A 1045-nucleotide genomic window follows, 5' to 3' on the forward strand; every position below is an offset into this window, starting at 1 on the left:
TGCGGCTACGGTTCCGAGGCGGCGAAGGACGAGCCCAAGGACAAGGCCTCCAACGTCGCCGCCGACGCGGGCAAGAAGCTCTCCGCCTCCGAGGTGCGGATCGGCTACTTCCCGAACCTGACCCACGCCACCGCGCTCGTCGGCCTCCAGGAAGGCCTGATCGAGAAGGAACTGAACGGCACCAAGATCAAGCCGCAGTCCTTCAACGCCGGCCCGTCCGAGATCGAGGCCCTCAACGGCGGCTCGCTCGACATCGGCTTCATCGGCCCCTCCCCCTCGATCAACGGCTACGTCAAGTCCAAGGGCTCCAACCTGCGGATCATCTCCGGCTCCGCCTCCGGCGGCGTCAAGCTCGTCGTGAACCCGGAGAAGATCAAGACCCTCGACGACCTCAAGGGCAAGAAGATCGCGACCCCGCAGAAGGGCAACACCCAGGACGTCGCGTTCCTCAACTGGATCTCCGAAAAGGGCTGGAAGGTCGACCCCGAGTCCGGCAAGGGCGACGTCTCCGTCGTCCGCACCGACAACAAGGTCACCCCCGACGCCTTCAAGCAGGGCTCCATCGACGGCGCCTGGGTCCCCGAACCCACCGCCTCCAAGCTCGTCTCCGACGGCGGCTCCGTCCTCCTCGACGAGACCGCCCTGTGGCCCGACAAGAAGTTCGTGATCACGAACATCATCGTGTCGCAGAAGTTCCTCAAGGAACACCCGGACGTCGTCGAGGCCGTCCTCACGGGCACGGTCAAGACCAACGAGTGGATCAACGCGAACCCCGACAAGGCCAAGGCCTCCGCCAACGCCAAGCTCGCCGCGGACAGCGGCAAGCCCCTCGACGCGAAGATCATCGACCCCGCCTGGCCCAGCATCGCCATCACCGACGACCCGCTGGCCTCCACCCTGAAGACCCAGTCGGAATGGGCGGTCAAGGCCAAGCTCATCGAGCAGCCCGACCTCGCCGGCATCTACGACCTGACGCTCCTCAACAAGGTCCTCAAGGCCACCGGCAAGCCCGAGGTCTCCGACGCCGGCCTCGGCGCCAAGTAAC

1 protein-coding gene is annotated in these 1045 nt (G+C 65.9%); it reads left to right on the top strand.

Translation table 11 applies throughout. The features are described from left to right. Nucleotides 1-1044, top strand: a 1044-nt coding sequence (locus ACFVS6_RS42965; protein ID WP_389711975.1) for an aliphatic sulfonate ABC transporter substrate-binding protein, incomplete at its 5' end; no start/stop codon positions are given. Nucleotide 1045 lies beyond the last annotated feature (1 nt).

Source organism: Streptomyces sp. NPDC057939 (genome assembly GCF_042887545.1).
Classification (GTDB): Bacteria; Actinomycetota; Actinomycetes; order Streptomycetales; family Streptomycetaceae; genus Streptomyces.